The organism is Silvanigrella paludirubra (assembly GCF_009208775.1).
Classification (GTDB): domain Bacteria; phylum Bdellovibrionota_B; class Oligoflexia; order Silvanigrellales; family Silvanigrellaceae; genus Silvanigrella; species Silvanigrella paludirubra.
In genome coordinates, this window is sequence record NZ_WFLM01000001.1 from 460,123 (window position 1) to 477,459 (window position 17,337).

The 17,337-nt window shown below is 29.4% G+C and carries 17 protein-coding genes; 11 read left to right on the plus strand and 6 right to left on the minus strand.

What is annotated here, in order from left to right; translation table 11 throughout:
• Window positions 1-145: 145 nt before the first annotated feature.
• Complete coding sequence (locus GCL60_RS02135; protein ID WP_153418215.1) at window positions 146-778, minus strand: YceD family protein; 633 nt, start codon at window positions 776-778, stop codon at window positions 146-148.
• Window positions 779-819: 41 nt separating this feature from the next.
• Window positions 820-2,115, minus strand: coding sequence for an MFS transporter (locus GCL60_RS02140; protein ID WP_153418216.1), 1,296 nt, complete (start codon window positions 2,113-2,115; stop codon window positions 820-822).
• Window positions 2,116-2,248: 133 nt separating this feature from the next.
• Between GCL60_RS02140 and GCL60_RS02145 the strand changes: the two genes are divergently transcribed.
• The 7 genes from GCL60_RS02145 to GCL60_RS02175 all read left to right on the plus strand — a co-directional run bounded on the left by GCL60_RS02145 (window position 2,249) and on the right by GCL60_RS02175 (window position 9,816).
• Entirely contained in the window at window positions 2,249-2,503 is a 255-nt protein-coding gene (locus GCL60_RS02145; RefSeq protein WP_153418217.1) for a flagellar FlbD family protein, read from the plus strand.
• 62 nt (window positions 2,504-2,565) lie between these two features.
• Window positions 2,566-5,352, plus strand: coding sequence for a tol-pal system YbgF family protein (locus tag GCL60_RS02150; protein ID WP_153418218.1), 2,787 nt, complete (start codon window positions 2,566-2,568; stop codon window positions 5,350-5,352).
• Window positions 5,353-5,391: 39 nt separating this feature from the next.
• On the plus strand, window positions 5,392-5,694 hold the full coding sequence (locus GCL60_RS02155; RefSeq protein WP_153418219.1) for a hypothetical protein: 303 nt from the start codon (window positions 5,392-5,394) through the stop codon (window positions 5,692-5,694).
• Entirely contained in the window at window positions 5,691-6,191 is a 501-nt protein-coding gene (locus GCL60_RS02160; protein ID WP_153418220.1) for a hypothetical protein, read from the plus strand. Before GCL60_RS02155 ends, GCL60_RS02160 begins: the two co-directional genes overlap by 4 nt.
• A 70-nt stretch (window positions 6,192-6,261) precedes the next feature.
• Complete coding sequence (locus tag GCL60_RS02165) at window positions 6,262-7,464, plus strand: aminotransferase class I/II-fold pyridoxal phosphate-dependent enzyme (protein WP_153418221.1); 1,203 nt, start codon at window positions 6,262-6,264, stop codon at window positions 7,462-7,464.
• Entirely contained in the window at window positions 7,461-8,387 is a 927-nt protein-coding gene (locus GCL60_RS02170; RefSeq protein ID WP_153418222.1) for a 2,3,4,5-tetrahydropyridine-2,6-dicarboxylate N-succinyltransferase, read from the plus strand. Before GCL60_RS02165 ends, GCL60_RS02170 begins: the two co-directional genes overlap by 4 nt.
• 175 nt (window positions 8,388-8,562) lie before the next feature.
• Window positions 8,563-9,816, plus strand: a complete 1,254-nt coding sequence (locus GCL60_RS02175) for an alpha/beta fold hydrolase (protein WP_153418223.1) — start codon at window positions 8,563-8,565, stop codon at window positions 9,814-9,816.
• Between the two features lie 64 nt (window positions 9,817-9,880).
• On the opposite strand, the gene GCL60_RS02180 is transcribed toward GCL60_RS02175, so the two are convergent.
• Genes GCL60_RS02180 through GCL60_RS02195 form a run of 4 tightly spaced genes read right to left on the minus strand, consistent with a single transcriptional unit; the run spans window position 9,881 to window position 12,937 of the window.
• A complete protein-coding gene (locus GCL60_RS02180; RefSeq protein ID WP_153418224.1) occupies window positions 9,881-10,582 on the minus strand; it encodes an amino acid ABC transporter permease in 702 nt (233 codons plus the stop codon).
• 1 nt (window position 10,583) lies between these two features.
• Window positions 10,584-11,297, minus strand: coding sequence for an amino acid ABC transporter permease (locus tag GCL60_RS02185; protein ID WP_153418225.1), 714 nt, complete (start codon window positions 11,295-11,297; stop codon window positions 10,584-10,586).
• 52 nt (window positions 11,298-11,349) lie between these two features.
• Window positions 11,350-12,165 (minus strand): ABC transporter substrate-binding protein, encoded by an 816-nt coding sequence (locus GCL60_RS02190; RefSeq protein WP_153418226.1) that lies wholly within the window; start codon window positions 12,163-12,165, stop codon window positions 11,350-11,352.
• A 31-nt stretch (window positions 12,166-12,196) separates the two neighbouring features.
• The gene (locus GCL60_RS02195; protein ID WP_153418227.1) at window positions 12,197-12,937 is read right to left on the minus strand and encodes an amino acid ABC transporter ATP-binding protein; all 741 of its coding nucleotides are present in this window, start codon (window positions 12,935-12,937) and stop codon (window positions 12,197-12,199) included.
• 64 nt (window positions 12,938-13,001) lie between these two features.
• On the opposite strand from GCL60_RS02195, the gene GCL60_RS02200 reads away from it, so the two are divergent.
• The 4 genes from GCL60_RS02200 to GCL60_RS02215 all read left to right on the plus strand — a co-directional run bounded on the left by GCL60_RS02200 (window position 13,002) and on the right by GCL60_RS02215 (window position 17,316).
• Window positions 13,002-14,378, plus strand: coding sequence for a DEAD/DEAH box helicase (locus GCL60_RS02200; protein WP_153418228.1), 1,377 nt, complete (start codon window positions 13,002-13,004; stop codon window positions 14,376-14,378).
• Window positions 14,353-15,576, plus strand: a complete 1,224-nt coding sequence (locus tag GCL60_RS02205; RefSeq protein WP_161998045.1) for a DUF790 family protein — start codon at window positions 14,353-14,355, stop codon at window positions 15,574-15,576. Before GCL60_RS02200 ends, GCL60_RS02205 begins: the two co-directional genes overlap by 26 nt.
• Before the next feature lie 101 nt (window positions 15,577-15,677).
• The gene (locus GCL60_RS02210; RefSeq protein ID WP_153418230.1) at window positions 15,678-16,436 is read left to right on the plus strand and encodes a substrate-binding periplasmic protein; all 759 of its coding nucleotides are present in this window, start codon (window positions 15,678-15,680) and stop codon (window positions 16,434-16,436) included.
• Window positions 16,437-16,557: 121 nt separating this feature from the next.
• Window positions 16,558-17,316: a substrate-binding periplasmic protein gene (locus GCL60_RS02215; protein ID WP_153418231.1), complete on the plus strand. Its 759-nt coding sequence runs from the start codon at window positions 16,558-16,560 to the stop codon at window positions 17,314-17,316.
• Window positions 17,317-17,337: the final 21 nt, after the last annotated feature.

Sequence of the window (17,337 nt, forward strand, 5' to 3'; positions counted from 1 at the left end):
CTCCCTTGTAAATTCAGGGCAAAAACTATATATGTATTCGGATTTAATTTGTGATTATATTAATATTATAAAATTATTTTAAAATTATTATTTAGTTACTTTTGTTATTAAAATTATATTTAAAGATTTTTTAAAATAATAATTATTACTGTATTTTCAATGGTTTGTGGTGTGAGCATTTTTTATTATGTTCAACAATAACTATCTTTCCAGCCATATCTGTTTCGTTTAAGTCGGTTCCGCATTCAGAACAAAGACCTTTGCAATCTTCTCTGCATAATGGGAGCTCTGGTAAGGCACAAAACATAGTATCAAGTAGTAATTCATCTAATTGAATTGAGTTTCCTTGAAAAGCATAGGATTCTAAATCACTTTCAGAAAGCTCTATTTCATCATTCTCATTTGCATTAGAAAATTTAGATATTCCAGATTGTTGGTACTTTTGGGAGTTTATTGGGACAAAAAAACCTTTAACTTCGGCGCTAATTTTTTCTCTAAATAAGGTAAGGGAGCGGACACATTCTAATAAAGGTTCAAACTCAATATTTCCTTCTATACGATAAACTCCTTGTTCCTTAATCAATTTTAAAATTCCAGATAATTCCTGATAGTCCTTGTCATCCGAAATTAAAGAATATTCGTTTAAAAAAGATTTTGTCCACTCCGATAAAATTGTGTCTATATGATATACATTTTTAAGATTTGAGTTCGACTTACCAAAAGTAACTATCATTTCACTGCCAATTTTTACTAGGGGAATAGAGATGTTTTTGTTCATTCTAAAAGAATCCTTGAAATAAATTTAATAATTATAATAATTTAACTGTTTTTGCGAGAGCCTTTTAAAAAGGCCATGCCAATTAAGAGACCAGTAAAAAGAATAATAGCTGAGATGTAAAGAGATTTTTCTTTTATAAAGTATGAGTTCCCGATCCCATTTTGATAGGTGAGACCTAGTAAAGCAGGGCCAATCATTCTTGCTAAGGAAGAAACGGCTTGAGCTAATCCAAATCCGAAACCCTGATATTTATGAGGGGTGGAAATGCTTATTAATGTATTTATGGATGGATTTGCAATAGCAATGCCAACGCATAAAAAAGATAGACTCAAAAACAAAAAATAAGGATGAGGTGCATAAAAGGGAATTCCAATCATACTTAAAATTAAAAGAATGTACCCCCATTTTAATACCAATGATTCCTTAAAATTTTTGAGAATTTTTTTAGCAATAAATGCATTGGCAATAATAGAAAATACTCCAATGATAATATAACTTTTGTAGATATCTAAATTCCCAAAAAAGTAGGCATCTTTTAAAATAAAAGGCAATAAAGTTTCTACACCACTAAATGCAAGAATTTGTATAAATAAAATTACCATAAATGCGATAAATATTTTTATTTTTAGAATATCCCTTATCGCATACATTATACTTTGTTTATTTAAATTAAATGTGGTATTCTTTGGGAGATACTCTGGATTTATTTTTTCGAAAATACCTCTATAAAATACATTAGCGAATTTAAAGTGCGTTTCGGGAAGATAATAAGCAACAAAAATCAAATTTAATACATTTAAAAAAACAGCAAGCATAGCTATTCCGAATATGTAACTACCATGAAATAATTGAAATTTATCAATTGATAAAACAACAATTGTCCCGAAAATGGGGCCAACCGTAAAACCTCCTCCAAATGCCAATCCGATAATTGACATATAACGTCCTCTATCTTTAAAGCTTGTGATGTCAGAAATACATGCTTGAGCGGTCGCAATATTTCCATATCCTATTCCTGATAATATTTTTGCTAGGACTAAAAATAAATAAGAATTCGCAACACCTGTTAAAAATTGCGAAAGACAAGATATAAGAATAGTAGCCAACAAAATTTTTTTACGCCCAAAAACATCAGAAGTGTATCCTAAAAGTCCTCCTGAAATAAAAGATGCAAATGCAAACCAAGTAGCTAACAAGGCAATTTGAGAGTCAGAAACATGGAATTCTCGGGCAATTTGCGGGAGGATAGGGAGAAACATTCCAAAGCCAATTAGATCAATAAAAATGGTAAAGAAGATAATTTTTAATATTTTATTTTGAATTTTTTCATGCTGCAAAACAAACTCCTTTGGAGGCTCTTTCTTAAATTATTTTTATCTTAGAAAAGAAAGTGCTAACCTATTTCTATAGAATGTACGTTAGGATAAAAACAAACAATTTGGCAAATATAAAAGGAGGAGGGGGTTTATTATGATCCAATTAACGAGATTAGATGGAAAAGCGATATTTCTTAATACAGCTAACATTCAATGGATAGAAACACTTCCTGATACTACCATAACCATATTAAGTGGAGCTCGTATTATAGTCCGTGAAAAAATAGAAGATATTTTGAATAAAATGGATGAAAGAATAAAGTATGAGAATTCTCTTAACTTGAAAGAAAAAGAAGAGTCCCTATTAGATAGGCATGAAATTTATTCTCAGATGGCAGAAAATATATAAACAAATTTTCCCTATTCGAACTGAAGATGATTTAACCGATGATTTTCAGTTAGGAGGGTAAAATGTTAAAAATAAGATATTTATTACAAATATTAAAATTAATTTATTTTATCTTCTTATTATTCAGTTTAAACAATGGCATAGTATTTGCTCAAGAATGGCCTAGTTTATTTATCAATGAAGATATCATTCCTCAAAATAAATCTGAGTTAAAACAAATTAAGAAGTTACAAACTAAAGATATACAAAAAATGCCACAAGAAAAGATTCGAGAAAAAATACTAAACTCATTTTACTTTATCGCTGATTTTATTAGTAGTACAAAACAAGAAGAGCCTAAAAATTGGTTTGATTCACATAAAAATCCAGATAACTCACTGAAATATGGATTTCCACCAGAATTAAAAAGACCTCCTCTTACTATTTATTACCCAGCTTATAACTTAACAAAATTAGCCTATTTTGTTACTGAAAATCCATATATTTCAAAACTAAACGTTTGTCAGGGATTTTGGGCTGAAAATAGACTCCAATTTGCTTATGACTGTTTTTTCTTTCTACAGCTTGAATTAGCAAATGATAAAATTCCGATAAATTCTTTAGAGCGTCTTCAAGTGAATTTATTACATGCCTTTTTTTTGTTACATTTAGCAACGAATGATGTAACAAATGTTCACATATGGAACCCTAAAACAGCTCCTCCAATTCCCCAAGATTTTACTGAAGGTGATCATTATGCTATTTCAAGAGTACTTTTTTCATACATTTCTACCCAAGTAGATGATACAATCTATTTACCAAAACAAAAAACAGATATAATTGAACCTATTTATAAAAATATTTTTGAATCTCCTGTTTATTTTAGAGTAACAGCAAAAGTATGGGGAAATAAAACTTCTGTTACTTTACTAAAAGATCCAATCGATCCATTAAAATGGGTTCAAACTGTAATGCCTTTGGCATATGCTAATACAATGGCTATGAATCAAGGAATAATGCTTTGGCAGAGAGCGTTTAATTCTGCTCAAAAAATTGAAAATTATTTTCAAAACTTTAACTACCCAAAAATGTCAGAAGACTCACCGCTTATTGTTAAATCACCTTCATTAGTAAAAAATGAAATTTTTATAGCGCCTAAAAATAATACCGATTTTTTAGCAGCAACCGATTTATTTAGAGCAACAGCCATGTTAATTGCAAAAGATCCTGCTAAATCCTTAGAATATATTTCAAGTGGTATTTTAAGAAAAGGGCATCCCGAAATATCTGCCCTTATGTTTAATTTATCAGGAAATGCTTATTTTGATCTTGACTTATTAAGGTGGGCAAGAAGATCCTATTCTTGGGCAGAGTTATTTTCAAAATCTTTTGCTGAAAAAGTACCAAGTTCATTAATTTATGGCGGTGAAAGTGCTTATTGGTATGGTAAATATGATGTAGCTCAAAAATCATACGAAAGATTCTTAAAATTAATTGGAGATCCTGAATTTAGTCCTTGGGCGTATCTTCGTTTAGCTGAGATTGAAGAAAGAAAAGGTAACAGTAATAATGCAAAGAATTATTATGAAGTAATTTTAAGAAAATTTAATAGTCATTTTGTTGCAGCAGATGCACAAGTTAGATTATTTTGTTTATACCAAAATGGCTTAACTAAAAACACAAAAAAAGTTGAATATCAAAAAGTTGTTGAAAAAATTAAAAATTCAAGAGATGTCTTAAAAAAGCAAGCAAAAGCATGTATGTTAAAGGTTGATTTAGAAAATTTACAAGAAGATTCAGCTAAAGATACTAAAACGACTGTTGTCGAAAAGTCATTAAAACAAAAAGAAGCTATTGATAAATATGCCAAAGAATTTCCAGATAGTGAATTTTTAGTTTTATTTACAGACAGAATAAAAGAGCTGGAACTTTCTGTTGGAACTTTTTTAGCATCAGAAAATGCTTGTAATAAATTAATTGAATATTATTTGAAAAATAAAGACTCCCTTGTAAAATTAAAAAATAGCAATCATCATTATGTAAATGGATTAAAATGGGGGAACGATGAAAATTTAAAGCTATTAAGATGTAGTGCTTTTATTAATAATGTTTCTTTATGGAAAGAAATGAGAAAAACGGAAATAGGTAAAGATGGAGAGCCGTTGCATACATTTTTTTATAATTTATCTCAGAAACCTTCTGTTGAAAATGCTCTGTTAGCATATAGCTCTTTGAAAAAATCGAGCGATAATTGGGTAAAAAAAGTAAAAACAATAGAAAAATCTAGTTTTGAAGCTATATTAAAAGAAGATTTTTGGGAAATGTTAACTTTAAGAGAGCTAATGAAATTTGATTTATTAACCTCAAAATCAGCAAATAATTTATTGAACAATGCTGTTTCTCAAGATTTATTTAATGAACCAAAATTAATTTATTCATCTAATACTTTTTGTTATTGGATGTTAAGATCATCTTCTCAATTTAATTCGGAAAAATGGGAATCCATAGCTAAGACAAAAGATAAAAAGGAATGGTTAAACTTATTAACAGATAAAAAAAATGAACAAAAAATGCCATGTGAAACGGCATTTGCTAAAGCCTTATTTACTGTTTCCTTAAGAAATCCAACTGTTTATTTAGATAGTCAAATTTTATTACCCTTTTTAGAAAAACAAGGAATAGATAAAGGGGCAGAAGATTGGCTTCAATATGTGCAACGTATTGAAAAGGAAAGAGGAAATAAAGATCAAGAAGTTCAGGCAATTTACCGTAAGTTATTGAAAGAAGCGAAAGAACCACTTGTCAAAGAAGCGGCAGGGATGTGGATTAAAAAGAATATCCCAGAAGAAGCCGATAAATTATTATGGTAAGATGGGATCTATGGGCTTTTGATAAAAAAAGGGGTGTACATGGGAGAAATTGTTCATCTATCGCAAAAGAAAATAGAAAAAGAGAAAAAATTATCAAAATCTAAAAAGAAGGCTCCCGATGCGCAAACGGTTAGATTGTGGCGATTATCAATGGAAATTGATGATTTAATTAAAAAAGGAGTTTTAGACGACTCTCTTCCTCCCGATGAAATTTCGACTATTTTAGCACATAGACTTGGTACCTTAATATCTTGTTGTGATAATCCTGAAGAATTATCAAAATTTTGTGCTCATATTATTGAAAGAATGAATTCTAATCGCAATACAGGTGAGCCTGCATGACAAATGTGTTGTCTTTTGAATGGAAAAAAGAAGATTATGTTACGATAAGTGGAATGATCGACGAAAGTTCTGATTTTAGTGAATTATTTAAAAAAAATCATGAAGTTCTATTTTTGGATTTAAAAAATATTCATAGAATTAATAGTAGTGGCGTTCGCAAGTGGGTTTTAGCTTTAGATAAATTAAAAGATGTTGAAATTCATTATATCAACTGTTCTTTTTCAGTTGTAGATCAATTGTCTATGGTTCCAGAGTTTTTGAATAAAAAATGTTTTGTAGAATCTTTTGATGCAAGATATGTATGTGAAAACTGCAATACTTCTCAAACTGTAACTCTAGTTGTAGGATTTGATATACAAGCAGGTGAAAAAAATTATACTGATGGCCCTGAAAGATTATGCCCAAATTGCAAACAAAAAATGGAATTTGATCACAACCCCGATAGTTATCTCTTTTTTTTAAGTAATTTATCAAATAAGAAAAAAACAGCGATTTGAATCCTTTACTTGCTGAATATCTCTCCTCAAGATATATCTCTTAATTGGAGTTATCATTTTTGAGGTGATTATGGCAAATTTAAATGAATTTAATTCTTGGTTATTATCCTTAAATCCTTTTGGTTTAACAAAAAATGAAGAGATTAAAAGTAAATTAGAGGCTCAAAAAATTGAAGTATTTGATTTTACATTAGGAGATCCTAAAGAGCCAACTCCTTCTTTTATCAAGAAAGCATTAATTGAAAATATTGATGATATTAGTCAATATCCTTCAAATATGGGTTCTGCTTTATTAAGAAAGTCATGTTCAAATTGGGCAAAAAAAAGACTAGCAATTGAATTAAATCCAGATCAACATATTATTTCTTCAAATGGAAGCAAAGAAGCTGTATTTCATATACCCCAGGTATTGTTAAATTCGGCATCTGATAAGCGTATTGTCATTTTTCCAGAACCTGGTTATCCCGTTTATAAAGCGGGAACTATTTTAGCAGGTGGAATTCCTTATGCAAATCCATTAAAAAAATCGAAAAATTATGTCTTTGATCCTGCAGAAATTCCTAATGAAATTGCAAATAAAATTGCTGCTGTTTGGTTATGTTATCCACATAATCCAACGGGCGCTATTATCTCTAAAAATCAAATGGAAAAAATATACGACTGGGCTCTTAAATATAATATTTTTATTCTTTCTGATGAATGTTACTTAGATATGTACTATGAAGGACAAGAAATTCCTCCTTCTTTTTTAGAAATTTCATATAAAAATAATTTTAAAAATGTTTTGAGCTTTTTTTCACTAAGTAAACGAAGTGGAATGACAGGTTATCGCTCTGGTTTTGTTGCCGGAGAAAAAGAAGTAATCTCTCTTTTTGCAAAATACCGTCTCAATGTAGGATTAGGAACTCCTGATTTTATTCAAAAAGCAGCTGTTGCTGCCTGGGATGATACAGAACATGTTGTTGAGAGAAGTCGTATATTTGCAAATAAAAGAAAAGTAATCGATCAATTTTTTGAAAAAAATAAAATTTCTGCTTTACCAAGCAATGCTACTTTTTATGTTTGGGGTGATGTACCAAATTCCTATAAAACAGATAAAGAATTTTCAGATGCTTTATTAAATGCTACTGGTATTATGGTTACACCTGGTTCCATTTTTGGAGAGTCTTGTAACAGAAACTTTAGAATGGCATTGGTACCTACTGTTGAAAAAATACAAGAATGTCTTCAAAAATGGCAATTAAAAATAGATTCAGGAGAATTTAAATTATGAAATCAATTTCTTTGCAAGACTTAAATAATTTACAAGATAATATTTCTGAAATTTTTTCAACTCCAGAGTTGTTAAAAAGAAAAGAATCACAAGAATGTATTACTCAATGCTTAAGGTATTTAGAAGATGGTACTTTAAGAGTTTCTTCTCCTGAAGGAGAAGGTCCTAATTGTGGTGAAGTAGAAATGAAAGATCTCCAAAATTGGGAAGTCCATGTTTGGGTGAAACAAGCAATCCTTTTAGCAATGAGAATGAGAACAGCCGAGACATTTAAATGGGAATTAAATGGAAATGTAACAAGCTCTTTTCAAGATCGTATCCATGCTGGGGTTTTAGGATATCACGATAAATTAGACGTAAGAAAAGATTTAGCATCATTCGGTGTTCGTTCTGTTTATGGTTCTGTTGTACGTGAGGGTGCTTTTATATCTAAGGGTGTTATTTTAATGCCTAGTTTTGTAAATATAGGTGCTTGGGTAGGTTTAGGAACCATGATTGATACTTGGGCAACTGCGGGAAGTTGTGCACAAATTGGAAAAAATGTGCATGTGGCAGGAGGTGTTGGCATTGGTGGTGTGCTTGAACCTGAAAATGCAAGACCCGTTATCATTGGTGATAATGCCTTTTTGGGAAGTCGTGTAATCGTTGTTGAAGGGACTATTGTAGGTGAGGGTGCTATTCTTGCTGCCAATGTTTCTTTAACTTCTTCAACGCCAATATATGATGTAACTACACAAGATAAAAAAGAATATAGAGGAATTGTACCTCCAAATGCTGTTGTGGTTGCAGGAACTAGAATGAAGGAATTTGCTGGTGGAGAGGTTCCTATTCAATGCGCCTATATTATCGCTTTTAGAAGCCCAAAAACAGATACGAAAGTAAGTTTAAACCATATTCTGAGAGAGACAGGGATTCCTGTATAAATTTAGTTATTTTTACTTCTTTTTAACTAATTGAAATAATATATAAAAAATAAAACTAAATTTGTACCGAATGATTGGTACAAAAAAGCTTGACTCTCTGTGATTTTTTTTATAGAAAAAATAAACCGATCGTTCGGTTCGGTATTTTTGAAACATTCACTTGGAGTTCTTTTTTATGAAAAAAGCAATTAAAGCATCTATCAGAAACGGTTTATCTTTATTCTTAACTACTTCTTCAGTCGTGGCAATAGCAAAACCACAAGAAATAAAAAAAGATGAATTAAATAAATCTACTTATGTTCTTGTCCATTCAGCATTTACTGGTCCATGGGCTATGGAAAGTGTTGCACAAAATTTACGTAAAAAAGGCTTTAACGTTATAATACCTGAATTACCTGCTCATGGTAATGATAAAACACCAGCAAAAGATGTTCATTTTTCTGATTATGTTATTACGATTATTAATGAATTAGATAAACAAAATGGTAAAGTAATTTTATTAGGGCATAGCTTTGGAGGAACAATTATTAGTGAAGTTGCAGAACAAAGACCAGAAAAAGTAAAGTCACTTGTTTATTTAGCAGGTGCCTTAATTCCAAATGGAACTTCTTTTATGGATAATTTAAAAGACGTGAAATCTATTTTAACAGAGAATTTAGTAATAGATAAAGAAAAAGGTTTTGTTACCATTGGTAACGACAAAACATATGAAGCTTATGTTGAAGATATTCCTTTAGATGTTTTCAAAGGGGCTGAAAAATATGTTGTTCCAGAACCTCTTGATCCATTAAGTTATAAAATTAATTTAACTAATGAAAATTTTGGAAAAATACCGCGCTATTATATTCAAGCTTTAAAAGATAAAGCTATTCCTCAAAGTTTACAAAGAAAAATGTACACAGAAACTCCCGTAAAGCAGGTATTTACAATTGATTCAAGTCATGCTCCAAATTTGTCAAATCCAACTAAAGTAGCCGATATTTTAGTCATGATCCAAAAAATTGAAAATAATAAATTAACAAATAAAGTTAAGCAAAAAGTAACTAAAGAAATTAATTTAATAACTTCAAAATGGGAAAAAGATTTTTCTTTAGAGGCTAAAAATAAAAAAGCAAAAAAGATCGTCGATGTTTATGCAGAAAATGCTTTACTTCAAGCTATGCCTGCCTCCTTTGGAACATTTCAGGGTAAAAATAACATTAGAAAATTTTGGCAATCTGCATTGGATGGTGGCGCAAGTGATATGATTTATCATTCTAAAAATATCCTTGTTTTAGATGATAAAACAGCTCTTTTAAGTGCAACTTGGTCTATGAATTTATTTCAAGGAATCATTACATTGGAAAAATGGGTAAAAATAAATCATAAATGGAATCTTGTGGAAGATAATTTTGAAATTACAAAGTTTTTAACTCCAGAATCTAAATAAAGTTTATATTATTTACAAATAAAAAGAGCGAATTATTTAGATTCGCTCTTTTTTAATTTAAATTTTAAATAGATTTTCGCCATGCTAAGTTTTTTTCAAGCCATCTACTGAGTGTAGTAAATGCAAAACAGATGATAAAATAAATGATTGCTAAGAAAATAAAAATTTCAGCAGCATAGTTTTGAGTTCTATTGTTAATTTGTTGTGCTACTTGGGTTAGTTCAGAAACCCCAACAATATATCCAAGTGATGTATCTTTGATTAAAGAAACAAACTGATTCACAAATGAAGGAATCATATTTCTTAAACCTTGTGGCAAAACGACATAACGCATTGTCTGCCAATAAGTTAAGCCACTAGAAAGGGATGCTTCTGTTTGTCCCTTAGGAATACTAGCAATTCCTGCTTTTACAATTTGAGAAATATAACAAGAAGTAAAAATAGTTAATGCAAAAACAACGGTTCCATTTTCAGGAAACTTTCCTCCAGTTAAAGCTGGAAGTAAAAAAAACATCCAAAAAATAACCATTAATAAAGGCATTGCTCTTATTAAGTTTACAAAAAAGCTAACAGGAATACGAATAAATGAATTTCTTGAAATGCATAAAAGCCCTAATATAAGTCCAAAAATAATTGATAAAATAACAGAAATAAAAGCAAGAATGAGAGTAAGCGCTAAGCCACCTAAAGGTCCATTAGGGTAACGACCGATCATAAATTGAAGAAAATTATTGGATATAACAGAAAAATCGAAAATACTTTCCATTTTAGTGAGTTCCTTTGCCCATTGGATTTAGAACTTTTTTATCATAAATATTTATAATTCCCGATATAATAAAGGAAATACAAACATAAATAAAAGTTGCGGCAAAAAAGGCTTCAAAACTTTTAAAAGATTGGCTCTCAATTTGTCTTGCTTGGTAGGTTAATTCACCCACTCCAATTACCATTGCCATTGATGAGTTTTTAGCTAAGTTTAAAAATTGATTTATTAATGGAGGAATGGTAAGCCGAACAGCTTGTGGTAAAATAATATAATGCATTGATCTAATATATGAAAAACCACTGCTTCGGGAAGCTTCCATTTGTTCTTTTGGGATTGCTAAAATACCGGATCGAATATCTTCGGCAATAAATGCAGAAGTATAAAAAGTAAGGGCAATGACAGCAGCTGCAAATTCAAAATTTAAATTATTTAACCAATCATTTATAAAAGTAGGCAATATTTGGAAAGATCCAAAGTACCAAAAGAAAAGTTGAACAATTAAGGGTGTATTTCTAAAAAACTCAAGATAACATTGCGCAAAAATACGAATGGGTGTGAAAGAAGTCAATCGCATTACAGCAATATTCAACCCTATAATAAATGCCAGAACACAAGATACACTTGATAACTGGATTGTGGTTATTAAACCATCAAGTAACATTTGAGCAAACTTACCATTGGTAATTATGGATAAATCAAATTGATATGAAGACATAGATTTTCCCGCATTAAAAAGTCAAAAATCGCTATGAAATGCTATTGCATTTTTATGGGCTGATTTTAAAGTCTCTTGAAAGCGGAACAGAAGATTTTGGGCCAAACCATTTATTAAAAGTTTCAGCTGCTTTCCCATTTTTTTCCATTTCTAAAATGGTTTGATTTACAATTTTTAACAATTCAGGATTTTGTTTATTCACTCCTAAACCATAAGGTTCTTTTGAGATGTCGAATGTAGGTAATTCATAATCTTCTTTTTTTGTTGCCTTTGAAAGTATACCTGCAAGAATAGATTCATCAGTTGTAATTGCAGCTACTTTTCCTTGTTGTAAAGCAAGAAAAGCTTGAGGATAGTCATCAAATGAAAGTACTTTTGCAGTTGGAATTGCTTTTGCTACGTTAATTTCAGAAGTAGAACCTTTTGTAGTACCAATTTTTTTATTTTCAAGATCTTTTAAACTTTTAATTGTTCCTTTTTTAACAATAAACTTTTGTTTTGATACAAAATAAGGATAACTAAAATTAATTTGTTGAGCTCTTTCAGGAGTAATTGTCATTGTGCAGGCTAATAGATCAACGTTACCTTCTGATAATAATGGAATACGGTTTGCTGAAGTAACTGGTTTTAGTTCTAATTTTACTCCTAATTTATCCGCAATATTTTTTGCAAAATCAATATCATATCCTTCTAAGGTTCTTGATTTTTCATTTATAAAACCAAATGGATAAAGAGAATCTTTTACTCCAACAACAAGCACATTTTTTTTCTTAATTTCAGCAACATCTGCTTTTGAAACAGAAATAATTGATAATAAAGGAATTGCTGAGATTAAGGAAATAACAATTCTTCTAGAAAAATTTTTCATATAAAAACTCCTTAAAAAATAAAATAAAAAACTAAGCCTGCATTGGTGTTAATACTTGTTTTAAAAATTGTTTTGCTCGTTCCGATTTTGGATTATTAAAAAATTCTTCGGGAGTCGCTTCTTCAATTATTTTACCAAAATCAATAAAAACAACTCTATCTGCAACTTCTCTTGCAAAACCCATTTCATGAGTGACGACCATCATTGTTATGTCACCTTTTGCTAGATCTTTCATTACCTTAAGAACTTCTCCTATCATTTCTGGATCCAGTGCCGAAGTGGGTTCATCAAAAAGCATAATTTTAGGTTGCATTGCAAGACCTCTTGCAATGGCAACACGTTGTTGTTGCCCACCAGATAATTGTGCGGGAAATGAATCTTTTTTATTTAAAAGTCCAACTTTATTTAGGAGATCAAGAGCAATCGATTCTGCTTCACTTTTTTTTATTTTTTTTACTTTAATAGGGGCAAGTGTAATGTTATCCAAAACAGATAAATGGGGATAAAGATTAAATTGCTGAAAAACAAATCCTACTTCACTACGCAATTTATTGATATTCGTTTTGGGGTCTGAAATATTAATTCCATCAACTATTAAAGTACCTTCACTTATCGATTCAAGTCCATTAACAGTACGGATTAAAGTTGATTTACCAGATCCTGAAGGACCACATACAACAACAACTTCCCCTTTTTTAACAAATAAGTTAACGTCATTTAATACATGGAGTTTTTTATTATACCACTTATGAATACCTTTGAACTCTATCATAGATTCGCCTTTTCTTTAGTTTAATCATAATTCATGCTAACACACCTATTTTGGAGGTAATGTCTTGCTTGAAATTTTTTTTGACAAAGGAACTCTTATTGTTAAACAATACAATTGTGAATTTAACAAATATTTATTATTTTTCAAGTGGGATGATCGTATACTTGCTTATCGAGCGCCAGCTTATCATTATCGTAAATTTATTTTATCCTTGCGGGAGAATAAGATCTCATATTTAGATAATGCAAAAGATTTTATTCCAACAGAATTTCCAATTGTTACATATCTTAATCCAAGAAATTATCAAAATGAAGCCTTAAATTCATGGATTTCTTATGGTTCTTTAGGTGTTATTACTTTACCAACAGGTGCTGGTAAAACAATTTTGGGAATTTTGGCCATTTCTAAAATCCAAAGACCGACATTAATTCATGTGCCTACAATAGATTTAATGACACAATGGTTCGAAGTTTTAAAAAAATATTTTAATAGACCAATTGGTTTATTAGGGGGTGGCTATAATATTATTGAAGATATTACCGTCGCTACATATGATTCCGCTTTAATTCATGTAACACAAAAAGGTAACAAATTTGGTTTTTTAATTTTTGATGAATGCCATCATTTACCAAGTGAACAAATGCAATATACAGCAATAAGCTCAATAGCTCCATTTAGATTGGGCCTAACAGCAACTCCTGAAAGGAGTGATGGCAGAGATAAGAGAATGTATGAGTTATGCGGTCCTCTTTGTTATCAAATAGATATTAAAAGTTTAGAAGGAGTCACATTATCTCCATATGAAGTAATAACAATTGAAGTTGAAATGTCATTAAATGAAAAATTAATTTATGATGAGGCAAGAGCGATTTATTTAAAATTTTTGAAAAAAAATAATATCAACTTTAGTATACCAAATGCTTGGCAAAATTTTTTAAGAATGTCTTGTAAATCAGAAGAAGGTAAAGCCGCTTTTAATGCATATATGAAACAAAAAAAAATATCATTAACAACGGAAAATAAATTTAATGAAGTTTGGTCAATCATAACGAAGCATAGATACGATAAAATTATAATTTTTACTCAAGATAATGAAACTGCTTATAATATTGGTAAAAAATTTTTATTGCCCGTTATAACTCATCATACAAGAGTAAAAGAAAGAGAATATTTTTTAAATTCATTTCGCGAAGGGAAATTTTGTATTTTAGTTACATCTAAAGTTTTAAATGAAGGAGTAGATGTACCAGATGCAAATGTGGCAATTATTGTCTCAGGTAGTGGAGCTGTAAGAGAGCACGTTCAAAGACTCGGAAGAATTTTAAGAGCAAAAGAAGGTAAAAAAGCTTATTTGTATGAATTAATTTCAGCTGGAACAGGCGAGTATTTTGTCAATAAAAGAAGGAAAATGCATAGTGCTTACCAAAAAAGAACTTCTTAATTATAAAAAATATAAAGGAAAAATAAAGCCTATATTTATAGATATTCATGATGAACAATTGAATCTATTTTGTCAAAATATGTTAGAAATATATAATAATTCAATTGGTAATTCAAAGATTATTTTAGAGGAAGACGTTAAAAATTTATCTTCCGTAGTAGATATTGATATCAAAATTAAAAATGGATTGATAAAGCTATTAAATGACAGACTCGAATTTGATTTAAATGAAACTTCAGATATTTCCGATTTCAGAGAATTTATATTTACAGAATCAAGCTTATATATTCAGTCTGATAAATGTCTAACTTTAGAAAACTACAAAATCAATATATCAAATTATTCAAAAATTTCTTTTCAAAATATTTATGATAAAATATATTCTGATTTGCCTAATTATAATACAATATTTAAATTTAAAGAAATTAATGCGATTGAACTTTTACGAAAATATAATATTTCTTTAGTTCAGGGTTTATTATTTCATACTGAAAAAATAAAAATTAAAATATTAACAAAAGATGTTCATAAAAGCGATCTAAGATATGTTTTAAGAAAATTAAAATTTTTTCAATTAGAAAATAAAATTTCAAAAGATAATGATAATCTTATATTTGATATTGATGGTCCACTTTCGCTTTTTGTACAAAATCAGAAATATGGGTTTAATTTAGCGTCTTTTTTTCCAACTGTCACTATATTAAAAAATTGGGAAATAGAAGCTGAAGTTTTATTAGGAAAATCAGAAAAACAAAAAGGGATATTAAATCTCGATAATAAAAATTTTATTCCAAAATATGATTTTAATTATTCATCTTATATGCCAGAAGAATTAGAAATTTTTGAAAAGTTATTTTTAGAAAAGTCGCTTGATTGGAAAATTATTAACGAATGTGATGATTTTTTATTTGATGGTAATGAGTTTTTTTTTCCAGATTATAAACTTGTGAATTTAAGTAAGAGTATATACTTAGAAGTTTTTCATAAATGGCATAAGTCATCATTAATCAGAAGGTTAAAAAATATAGAAAATATTACTAATATTCATTTAATAATAGCGGTATCAAAAAATCTTTTAAAAGATACAGAAATTAATAAAGCGATTACAAATTCAAATATATTTAAACAACACGGTTTTTTATTTAGAGAAATGCCAACTGTAAATCAGGTGTTAGAAAAACTTTCCTCATTCATTTAAAGAAACGACAATGTATTGACTCCGTATTTCTATAGTCTCAATTCTTAAAGTGTAAAATGAAATAAGCATTGAAAATCGATATTTTAAGGATAATAGAGACTATGATAAAAACACCTCGAGCAGTAAATGTCATTCTGTTTGCCTTTTTAAGTTGTGTTTCTCTGGAAGCTAAATCGGAGGATATAAATATTTATGCCGAAAGTGTTCCTTCTGAAATAGAAAATTTAGGCGAAAATCGAATAGGTGGTGTTGGTGGAGAAATTTTAACCGAAGCCTTAAAAACGAATCAAATAAGTTATAAAATGATATGGTCAAGATGGAAAGTTGCTCAACAACAGGTTCAGGCAAATAAAGATAAAAAATCTTTTATCGTTCCTCTCACTAGAAATCCAGAAAGAGAAGCTAAATACAACTGGGTTTCAAAAATTTATGAAGTAAATACCGTTTTTTTTATAAAAAAAGGAAATAAAAAAATCAACTCTTTAAAAGAAATTCAAGGGAAAAAAATAGGAGTTCTTCTTGAAAGTTCTTATGAACAAAAAATAATAAATGCTAAAGGAGCTGCGTTTAAAAATGAAATTTCTTCAGTTCCTTATGATAATTTAAATGCTAAAAAACTTTTAACAGGTGAAATAGATGCTTGGTATGATGCCATTATTGGTGGCAATGCTTTTATAAAAACTGAAAAATTAGATAGAAATCAATTTGAATATGGAAATGTGATAGATAAAGAAGATAATTATATTGCAACAACAAATAGCACATCTTCGCTTCTTATTAATAAAGTAAAAAATGCAATTGAAAATTTTAAAAAGACAAAAAAATATTCTGAAATTGTAGAGAAGTATATTACTAAATAATTTGAAATAATAAGACAAAATTATGAATCCTATTTTTGAGACAATATATTGACTTCGTAGTTTTGAATTAAATAAAGAACTGTTAAATTGTAAAGGAATTTAATTTAAAGGGGTATTGAATATGTCAAGCAAGAAAAATTTATTTTTGAAAATTTCGATGTCAGTATCTTTGTTTTTTACAGTGGCAGCTTATGCAGAAGACATAACAATTATGACAGAGAATTTTCCATCTGAAACAGATAAAGTAAGTGAAAACAAAATTGGTGGGATAGCAGGAGAAATAATTACAAAAGCTTTAGAAGCTAAAAAAATTACATTTAAAATGGCTTGGTCACCCTGGAAAAGAGCTCAACAAGAGACACAATCTAATAGCGATAAAAAATCATTTATTATTCCTTTAACTCGCAATGCAGAAAGGGAATCTAGTTATAATTGGGTTGCTAAAATTTATGATGCCGATACAGCATTTTTAACGTTAAAAGGAACAAATAAATTAGATTCTTTAGCTGATGCAAAAGGGAAAAAAATTGGCGTGTTACTTGGGTCTTCTTATGAAGGTACAATAGTAGACGCAAAGAGTGGGTTAACAAAATCGGATATTGAAGCAGTGGCAAATGATGCGACAAATGCAAAAAAATTAGAAGCTGGTAAAATATACGGTTGGTATACGGGAGTAATTGGTGGTATTGCTGTTTTAAAAGCAGAAAAAATTTCAATTTCAAAAATTGAAATTGGTAAAAATATAGATCGTGAAGAAAACTATATAGCGACAGCAAAAGATACACCTGCAGAACTTGCAAATAAAGTAAAAGATGCCATTGAAAGTTTTAAAAAGACACCACAATATTCTGCAATTATAAAAAAATATGCAGGAAAATAGTTTTGATTATTTTTATTTATA